Origin of the sequence: Micromonospora phytophila (genome assembly GCF_023656545.1) — a bacterium.
GTDB lineage: Bacteria > Actinomycetota > Actinomycetes > Mycobacteriales > Micromonosporaceae > Micromonospora > Micromonospora phytophila.
In genome coordinates, this window is the sequence record NZ_JAMOKF010000250.1 from 1 (window position 1) to 8221 (window position 8221).

Here is an 8221-nt window from a genome sequence, read left to right on the forward strand (position 1 = left end):
CCGGTGCCCGACGGCCGGCGGACGGCGCCCGACGGCCTGGCGGGGGTCGACGACCGGCCGGCGGTGCCCGACGGGCGGGCCGCGGTGGTGGTGGCCGCCGGCGCGGGCATCGCCGAGCTCTTCGCCGGTGAGGGCGCGACGGTGGTGCCCGGCAACCCGTCCACCGGTGAGCTGCTGGACGCCATCCGGGCCACCGGCGCCGCCCGGGTGGTGGTCCTGCCCAACGACCCCGACACCCAGGCGGTGGCGAGCGCCGCCGCCCGGGAGGCGCACCGGCTCGGCGTCAAGGTCAGCGTGGTGCCCACCCGGTCCCCGGTGCAGGCGCTCGCCGCCCTGGCCGTGCGCGACCCGGGGCGCCGCTTCGAGGACGACGTGATCGCGATGGCCGAGGCGGCGGGCGCCTGCCGCTCCGCCGAGATCTGCTACGCCAGCCGGGAGGCGCTGACCGTCGCCGGCCCGTGCCTCCCCGGCGACGTGCTGGCCCTGGTCGAGGGGGAGGTGCACCTGATCGGGGTGGACCTGGTCGACACCTGCGCCGCCGTGGTCGACCGGATGCTCGGCGGTGGTGGCGAGCTGGTCACCCTGCTCTCCGGGGCGGACGCCCCGGACGGGCTGGCCGACGCGGTACGCGACCACGTCGGGCGGCGCTGGCCGTTCGTCGAGGTGCACGTGTACCCGGGCGGGCAGCCGAACTATCCGCTCCTGGTGGGGGTCGAATGACGTCCGAGCCGTCCACGGTGGACACGCTGCTGAAGAAGCTGGTCGGGGAGAAGACGGCGAAGGCCCTGGCGAGCCACCTCGACCTGCACACCGCCGGCGACCTCGTCTACCACTTCCCGCGTCGCTACGACGAGCGCGGCGAGCACACCGACATCCGCTCGCTCGACGTCGGCGAGCAGGTCACCGTGCTGGCCCAGGTGCAGCGCACCGCCGTACGCCCGATGCGCCAGCGCCGCGGCAACCTGCTGGAGGTGACCGTCGTCGACGGCTCCGGCGGCACCCTGACCCTGACCTTCTTCGGCAACCAGGCCTGGCGGGAACGGGAGCTGCGTCCCGGCCGGTGGGGGCTGTTCGCCGGCAAGGTCACCGAGTTCCGCGGCAAGCGGCAGCTCAACGGCCCGGAATACGTCCTGCTCGGCGAGGGCGGCGACGCCGAGGCGGCGGCCAACGAGGAGATCGAGGAGTTCGCCGGCGCGCTGATCCCGGTTTACCCGGCCGCCGCGGCGGTGCCGACCTGGGTGATCGCCCGCTGCGTCCGGGTGGTGCTGGACACCTTCACCGCGCCGGAGGACCCGCTGCCCGCCGCCGTGCGGGCCAGCCGCAACCTGGTCGGCATCGACGCCGCGCTGCGGGAGATCCACCGCCCCACCAGCAAGGAGGCGCTCTACCGGGCCCGGCGGCGGCTCAAGTGGGACGAGGCGTTCGCCGTGCAGCTGACCCTGGTGCAGCGCAAGCACCGGGCCGCCGCCTGGCCCGCCCGCCCCCGCCCGGCGAAGCCCGGTGGCCTGCTCGACGCGTTCGACGCCCGGCTGCCGTACGAGCTGACCCCCGGTCAGAAGGACGTCGGCGTCGAGATCGCGGCGGATCTGGCCACCGCGCACCCGATGCACCGGCTGCTGCAGGGCGAGGTGGGCTCCGGCAAGACGGTGGTGGCCCTGCGGGCGATGCTCCAGGTGGTCGACGCCGGCGGGCAGGCCGCGCTGCTCGCCCCGACCGAGGTGCTCGCCGCCCAGCACCATCGCGGCATCCTCGACCTGCTCGGGCCGCTGGGCCGGGAGGGGGAGCTGGGTGCCGCCGAGCACGCCACCCGGGTCGAGCTGGTCACCGGTTCGCTCGGCGCGGCGGCCCGTCGCCGCGCGCTGGCGGAGATCGCCGGCGGCGTGGCGGGCATCGTGCTCGGCACCCACGCCCTGCTCTACGAGGGCGTCGACTTCGCCGACCTCGGCCTCGTCGTGGTCGACGAGCAGCACCGGTTCGGGGTGGAGCAGCGTGACGCGCTGCGGGCCAAGGCCGACCAGCCACCCCACGTGCTGGTCATGACGGCCACCCCGATCCCGCGCACGGTGGCGATGACCGTCTACGGCGACCTGGAGACCTCCACCCTCTCCCAGTTGCCGCAGGGGCGGTCGCCCATCGCCTCGCACGTGGTCCCGGCAGCCGAGAAGCCGGCCTATCTGGACCGGGCCTGGCGCCGGATCCGCGAGGAGGTCGCCGCCGGCCACCAGGCGTACGTGGTCTGCCCGCGCATCGGCGAGGGGCCGGCGAGTGACGAGGAGCCGCCGCCGGTCGACGACAACGGGCGGCGGCCGCCGTTGGCGGTGACCGAGGTGGCGCCGCTGCTCGCCGAGGGCCCGCTGCACGGGCTGCGGATCGGGGTGCTGCACGGCCGCCTCCCGGCCGACGAGAAGGACGCGGTGATGCGTTCCTTCGCCGCCGGTGACCTCGACGTGCTGGTCGCCACCACCGTGGTCGAGGTGGGCGTCAACGTGCCGAACGCCACCGTGATGATCGTGCTGGACGCCGACCGGTTCGGGGTGTCCCAGCTGCACCAGCTGCGCGGCCGGGTGGGCCGGGGTTCCGCGGCCGGGCTCTGCCTGCTGGTCACCGAGGCGGCGGAGGGCACGTCCGCCCGGGAGCGGCTGGACGCCGTCGCCTCTACCACCGACGGGTTCAAGCTCGCCGAGCTGGACCTGGAGCAGCGCCGCGAGGGCGACGTGCTGGGGGCCACCCAGTCGGGGCGCCGCTCACACCTGCGGCTGCTGTCGCTCAGACGCGACGCCGACCTGATCCGGGACGCCCGGGCCGAGGCGATCACCCTGGTCGAGGAGGACCCGGAGCTGGAGCGGCATCCGGCGCTGGCCGCCTCGGTCGCCGCCCTGGTGGACGAGGAACGGGCGGAATACCTGGAGAAGGGCTGACCGGCCCGGCTCCCGAGCTCACCGAGACCGAGCACGCTCCTCCCGTCGGACCCCGGCAGTCCGCCCCCGTGGTCGGGGCAGCCCCGGCCGCCCGCCGTGGTCGGGGCCGCCCCGTCCGTCCACCGTGGTCGGGGGCCGACGGCTCGTCCGCCCTGGTCCGGGGCCGACGGCCAGCCCGGCGGGGGGGTCGATCGGGTAGGTGGACAGGCCGAGGGCGCGCCGACCGGGTGGTCGACGCGCCCTCGGGGGGTCAGTCAGGTCAGGCGGTGAAGCGCACCCGACGCCGACGAGCCATCACGAAGAGCACCGCGCCCAGGGCGAGCAGGGCGGCCGCGCCCGCGGCGATGCCACCGGCAGCCGCGCCGGTCACCGGCAGGCCCGGCTCCTCGCCACCGGCGCCGCCGCCACAGTCCCCCTCGGGGGTGTAGATGGCCTGCATTTCCAGTTCCAGCTCAGGGAGCGCGACGGTCGCCGCCTCCTCCTTGCCGGCCTTGAAGGTGACCTTCTCCGACTCGCCCGGCGCCACCGTACGGGTCTCGTTCTGCTTGCCGTAGGTGAACTCCGCCTTGACCGGCAGGCCACCCTTCGGGTTCGTCACCACGAGCGTGAAGGTCTTGCAGTCCGCCTCGGTGGTGACCGTGGGCAGGGGGCAGTCCTCGGGACGGGCCCAGGCGTACGTGCCGTTCTCGATCACCTTGCCGTCGACCAGAACCTCGACCTTGCCGGCGTCGGCGGCGGGAACCACGATCCCGTTGTCGGCCTTGCCCGGCTCGACGGTGACCTTCTTGGACCAGCCGTTCTCGCCCCGGACCTCGAACTCGACCGGGTACTTGGAGATCTTGCCGTCGTTGCTCAGCGACACCGTCACCGTGCCGTCGCAGCTGGACGCGAAGGTCGCCGCCGGGGTGGTGCAGCTCTTGTCGCCGCCGTTGTACCAGCCCTGCGGGCCGGTGGAGCGGTTGCCCGGAGTGCCCTTGGAGCCCAGCTTCTTGTCGCCGTACCGCTCGCCGCCCTCGACCAGCGGGTCGATGACCTCGTCGGTGCCGCCCCAGATCAGGTCGACCTGGGTGTGGCAGTCCGGGATCTCCACCTTGAGGTCGATCTCGGTCCGGGTGCCGCCGATCCAGTCGCTGTCCGGCGTGCCGTACACGTACTGCGGGGTGGCGAACTGCGGCCGCGGCGCGAAGTATGAGACCAGGGTGAACGACTGCTTCTCCTCGCCGCAGAGCGGCAGGTCACCCTCCAGCTTGACGGTCGCGGTGCCCTTCGGACCGTCGAAGGTGTGGCTGTACGTCGCCTTGCTGGCGTCCACGCACTTCGGCGCGGGAGAGCAGGGGGCGTCCTTGGACAGGTCGATGCTGCCCTCGTTGGTGCGGTCCTGCCCGTTCTTCATCCACAGCGCGTACACCGTGAGCTTGGCGGTCGCGGTGTCACCCGGGACCCGCTGGACGGCCTCGACCGAGCCGCTCTGGGGGATCACGACGCCCTCCAGCGCAACGCTGTCGGCGCCTTCCGTGACCACGTTCACCGGGGTCTTCGGGTCGGCGGTGACCGTCTTGAGCGTGGCGGCCTTGTCGCCCTCGCTGTTCTCGACCTTCCAGGTGATCACGCGTTCGCCGCTGAGCTGGTCGCAGGCGGCGGTCGCGGTGATCGTGGTGTGGTGTGCGCTGGCCGGGGCGGCCACCGCGACGGCTCCGGTGAGGCCGATGAAGGCGGCCCCCAGAACTGCCAGTGGTCGCCGCAGCGACAGCTTGGTACGGATCACGCGTACTCCCGGGGTGAGGAAGCTTTCGAGGGGGGTCGACGCGAGGGAGGCGGTCGGACGGTCACTGACGAGCGACGCGCGTCCGGTGCGGGGTGCCTCCTCGCGCCGTGGGCCGGCGGGCCACCGCCGGCACCCGGCAGACCCTAGCGAGATCGCCGGGCGCGTTACAGCGCTCAGCATCGACTAAGGATGATGTTATGAATCTGAGATCGTTGATATACGAAACGTGATCATGTGCGCCGTTCCCGGGTACGCACGGTGTCGGTGGCGGCCTGCGGGGCGTCGCGTAGCGTCGTGGTCATGAGCAGGAGGAGACGGTGACCCGGATCGTGGCCGGCACCCTCGGCGGGCGGCGGATCGCCGCGCCGCCCGGCGCCGGCACCCGGCCCACGTCCGACCGGGTCCGGGAGGCGCTGTTCAGCGCGGTGCAGGCCGAGGTCGACCTCGACGGCGCCCGCTTCGCCGATCTCTACGCCGGTTCCGGGGCGGTCGGCCTGGAGGCGCTCTCCCGGGGCGCCGCGCACGTGCTGCTGGTCGAGTCCGACCCCCGGGCCGCCCACGTGGTCAGGGAGAACGTCGCGGCCCTGCGCGCCGCCCCGGCCGCCCGGCTGGTCACCGGCAAGGTCGCCACCGTGCTCGCCGCCGGCCCGGAGGGCGAGCCGTACGACGTGGTCTTCGCCGACCCCCCGTACGCGGTGCCCGACGCGGAGATCACCGCGATGCTCGCCGCCCTGGTCGCGCACGCCTGGCTGGCCCCGGACGCGCTGGTGGTGGTGGAACGCTCCAGCCGCACCGGACCGGTCGGGTGGGTGCAGGGCGTCACCGGCGAGCGCAGTCGCCGGTACGGCGAGACAACCCTTTGGTACGGTCGCCGATCATGAGACGTGCGGTGTGTCCCGGCTCGTTCGACCCGGTCACCAACGGACACCTCGACATCATCGGGCGAGCCAGCCGGCTCTTCGACGAGGTGATCGTCGGTGTGCTGATCAACCAGGCGAAGAGCGGCCTGTTCACCGTCGAGGAGCGGATCGACATGCTCCGCGAGGTGACCGCCTCCTACGAGAACGTCCGGGTCGAGTCGTTCCGCGGCCTGCTGGTCGACTTCTGCCGGGCCCAGCAGGCGAGCGTGCTGATCAAGGGCCTGCGGGCGGTCAGCGACTTCGACTACGAGCTGCAGATGGCGCAGATGAACATCGGCCTGGCGGGCGTCGAGACGCTCTTCATGCCGACCAACCCGCTCTACTCGTTCCTCTCCTCCAGCCTGGTCAAGGACGTGGCGAAGTGGGGCGGCGACATCTCCGCCCACGTGCCCGACCGGGTCCGCGAGGCGCTCCAGTCCCGCCTCGGCCCGCGCCCGTAGCCCCGCTCCGCCTCGGCGACCGTGCAGCTTTGGCCTCATGGTCGCCCCTTTGTGCGGATATCGGCCGGGGCGGCAGGTGCAAGATCGGCACGGCGGGTGTGCGGATCGCGACGCGCCGGGGCGAGCTGCACCGGGCGGGTGTGGGACGGGCACGACATGATTGGTCGAGCAGGAACCCGGCCGTAGCCCGCATCATGTAGGTCGGCCGACGAACGACAGGAGTGAGGTACCGGTGGACCCGCTCGATCGCATCGACGAACTGATCGCCATGGTGGAGCAGGCCCGCTCCGTCCCGATGTCGCGCAACAACTGCATGGTCGACCGGGGCGAGTTCATCGGGGCCCTCGACGATCTGCGCGCCGAACTCCCCGCCGACCTGCGACGGGCCGCCGCTCTGCTGGAGGAGCGGGACAAGATCATGGAGGCCGGCAAGCGGGAGGCCGACCGGATCATCAGCGAGGGTGAGGCGGAACACGCCCGCCTGGTCTCGGTGAACGAGATCACGGTCTCCGCCGAGCACGAGGGCGCGCGGATCATCGCCGAGGCCCGCGCCGAGGCGCAGCGGCTGCGCGAGGAGGTCGACGACTACGTCGACACCGCGCTGGCCAACTTCGAGCAGTTCCTCACCCGGGCCCTGGCCTCGATAGAGCGTGGCCGCGACAAGATGCACGCCCTGCGGGAGATCGGCACCTTCGCGGGTGACGAGGCCGAACGCCCGCTACCCTTCTGAGCGGCACCTCAGCAACAGCCGGCAGGGCGGGGCGGGCGTCGCCCCCGGTTCGACGGTCCGGTGGTCGCCCAGGTAACCTGTTTTGTCGGCCTATCACCGGCCGGAGTCTGACTATGCCCAAGCACTCGCCATCGCAACTCAACCCCAGGGCGCCGCTGGTCCTCGACACGAGGGACCTGCCGCGTCGCCCTGGCGCGTTGCGTACGGTCAAGCGGGTCGCCCCGGCACCGGCGGACCTCGGCGTGGAGTTGATCGGCGTGCCGGAGGGCGCGGACCTCGACCTCGATCTGAGGATGGAGTCGGTGTCCGAGGGCGTGCTCGTCTCCGGGACCATCACCGGTCCCGTCCGGGGCGAGTGCGGTCGCTGCCTTCGTGAGATCAACGACTCGATGGCCGTGACGATCCAGGAGCTGTACGCGTACGAGGACAGCACCACGGACGCCACGACCGACGAGGACGAGGTGGGCCGGATGCAGGGCGACCTGATCGACCTGGAGCCGGCCTTGCGGGACGCGTTGGTGCTCAAGCTGCCGACCAACCCGCTCTGCCGGGAGGACTGCCCAGGACTGTGCCCCGAATGCGGGGTGCACTGGGACGATCTGCCGGCCGACCACAGTCACGAGCAGATCGACCCGCGCTGGGCGGGCCTGTCGCAACTGAACCGTAAAGAGGAGTAGGAACCGTGGCCGTCCCCAAGCGCAAGATGTCGCGCAGCAACACTCGCTCCCGCCGGGCGAACTGGAAGGCGACCGTGGTCGCGACCGTCGCGTGCCCGCAGTGCAAGTCCCCGAAGCTGCCGCACGCCGCCTGCTCCGTCTGCGGCACCTACAACGGCCGCCAGGTTCTCGAGGTCTGACCTGGACGCCGAGTGACGCCCCCGACCGCGGGTCGGGCGGCGCGCGCACCCTGGCAATCGCCCGGTGCCCCGGCTCCCTCCGACGCCGGCCGGCGTGTTCCGGCCGGCGTTCCGGTGGAGCCGGGCACCGCGCGGATCGCCGTTGACCTCCTCGGCGGGGACGATGCTCCCGCCGTCGTGGTTGACGGCGCTCTGTGGGCTGTGCGTGCCGACCCTGACCTGCATCTGCTGCTCGTCGGCCCGGCCGAGGTCGCCGACGGGTTGATCGACGCCCTGGACCCGGAACAACGGTCCCGGGTCGCCATCCGGCCGGTCCGTGCCGCCGTCGGCATGGCCGACCACCCGGTGGCCGCGCGTGCCGACAGCACCGTCCGCGCGGCCGTCCACGCCGTCCGCGACGGCACCGCCGACGCCCTCGTCTCCGCCGGCTCGACCGGTGCCACCGTCACCGCCGTCGCGCTCGGTCTCGGCCGTTGGCCGAACGTGCGCCGGCCGGCGCTGGTCGCCACCCTCCCGGCGGTCGCCGGGCCGGTGGTGCTGCTGGACGTCGGCGGCTCGCTGGAGCCCCGCCCGGCCACCCTCGCCCGGCACG

At 73.0% G+C, this 8221-nt stretch carries 7 protein-coding genes and 2 pseudogenes; 8 read left to right on the forward strand and 1 reads right to left on the reverse strand.

Annotated elements, in window-relative coordinates; genetic code table 11:
* Together NCC78_RS23345 and recG are read left to right on the forward strand one after the other, a co-directional pair.
* A pseudogene (locus NCC78_RS23345) lies at positions 1-720 on the forward strand (DAK2 domain-containing protein); the annotation flags it as partial.
* Complete coding sequence (gene recG / locus NCC78_RS23350) at positions 717-2918, forward strand: ATP-dependent DNA helicase RecG (protein WP_250797070.1); 2202 nt, start codon at positions 717-719, stop codon at positions 2916-2918. The pseudogene NCC78_RS23345 and the gene recG, both read left to right, overlap by 4 nt.
* A gap of 259 nt (positions 2919-3177) precedes the next feature.
* On the opposite strand, the gene NCC78_RS23355 is transcribed toward recG, so the two are convergent.
* Positions 3178-4683 carry a cell wall anchor protein gene (locus tag NCC78_RS23355; protein ID WP_250797071.1) on the reverse strand — a complete coding sequence of 502 codons (1506 nt, stop codon included), beginning with the start codon at positions 4681-4683 and terminating at the stop codon, positions 3178-3180.
* Between the two features lie 317 nt (positions 4684-5000).
* Here NCC78_RS23355 and rsmD point away from each other — a divergent pair, with 317 nt between their 5' ends.
* From rsmD to NCC78_RS23385, 6 genes and pseudogenes are all read left to right on the forward strand, one after another.
* Positions 5001-5564, forward strand: a complete 564-nt coding sequence (gene rsmD / locus NCC78_RS23360; RefSeq protein WP_250797072.1) for a 16S rRNA (guanine(966)-N(2))-methyltransferase RsmD — start codon at positions 5001-5003, stop codon at positions 5562-5564.
* A complete protein-coding gene (coaD, locus tag NCC78_RS23365; protein WP_250797073.1) occupies positions 5561-6043 on the forward strand; it encodes a pantetheine-phosphate adenylyltransferase in 483 nt (160 codons plus the stop codon). Before rsmD ends, coaD begins: the two co-directional genes overlap by 4 nt.
* 232 nt (positions 6044-6275) lie before the next feature.
* Positions 6276-6773 carry an SPFH domain-containing protein gene (locus NCC78_RS23370; RefSeq protein WP_250797075.1) on the forward strand — a complete coding sequence of 166 codons (498 nt, stop codon included), beginning with the start codon at positions 6276-6278 and terminating at the stop codon, positions 6771-6773.
* A 113-nt stretch (positions 6774-6886) separates the two neighbouring features.
* The gene (locus NCC78_RS23375; protein ID WP_250797076.1) at positions 6887-7450 is read left to right on the forward strand and encodes a YceD family protein; all 564 of its coding nucleotides are present in this window, start codon (positions 6887-6889) and stop codon (positions 7448-7450) included.
* Between the two features lie 5 nt (positions 7451-7455).
* Entirely contained in the window at positions 7456-7629 is a 174-nt protein-coding gene (gene rpmF, locus NCC78_RS23380; RefSeq protein ID WP_030335284.1) for a 50S ribosomal protein L32, read from the forward strand.
* A gap of 114 nt (positions 7630-7743) precedes the next feature.
* Positions 7744-8221, forward strand: a pseudogene (locus tag NCC78_RS23385) (phosphate acyltransferase PlsX); the annotation flags it as partial.

Bases quoted from the DNA above. Each gene is read 5' to 3' on its own strand.
- coaD (WP_250797073.1), top strand. From the start codon at position 5,561: ATGAGACGTGCGGTGTGTCCCGGCTCGTTCGACCCGGTCACCAACGGA.
- recG (WP_250797070.1), top strand. From the start codon at position 717: ATGACGTCCGAGCCGTCCACGGTGGACACGCTGCTGAAGAAGCTGGTC.
- NCC78_RS23375 (WP_250797076.1), top strand. From the start codon at position 6,887: ATGCCCAAGCACTCGCCATCGCAACTCAACCCCAGGGCGCCGCTGGTC.